The organism is Chryseobacterium sp. SIMBA_038 (genome assembly GCF_046535115.1).
Lineage (GTDB): Bacteria > Bacteroidota > Bacteroidia > Flavobacteriales > Weeksellaceae > Chryseobacterium.
This window is the reverse complement of sequence record NZ_JAWRXH010000448.1, coordinates 1-235: the sequence shown is the minus strand read 5'-3', so window position 1 is coordinate 235 and position 235 is coordinate 1. Positions and strand designations below refer to the sequence as shown.

The following is a 235-nucleotide window of genomic DNA, read 5'->3' as shown; positions in this document are numbered from 1 at the left end:
CCCAGCTTAGGCGGCGAAAGCCGATCCCAACAGCGGGCCTTGCGCCTCCAGCCTCAACTAGACCCGCCTCACGGATCAACGAAAGGTGGTAATCGATCTGTTCGACCGTATAGCTATCGACCTGGATTTCGTCGGTGTCCGGGGGGATGACGACGATACCGCCCATGCGCATGGGTAACGCTTCGAGCTTGAGGAGCAGCTCGCGGATCAGGTCCATGTCACGCTTCATGCCTGC

General features: G+C 60.0%; 1 protein-coding gene. It reads right to left on the bottom strand.

Translation table 11 applies throughout. From position 1 onward, the window contains the following. Positions 1-235: DUF2513 domain-containing protein (locus tag SB689_RS24215; protein ID WP_410694561.1), on the bottom strand; the 235-nt coding region annotated here is incomplete at both ends.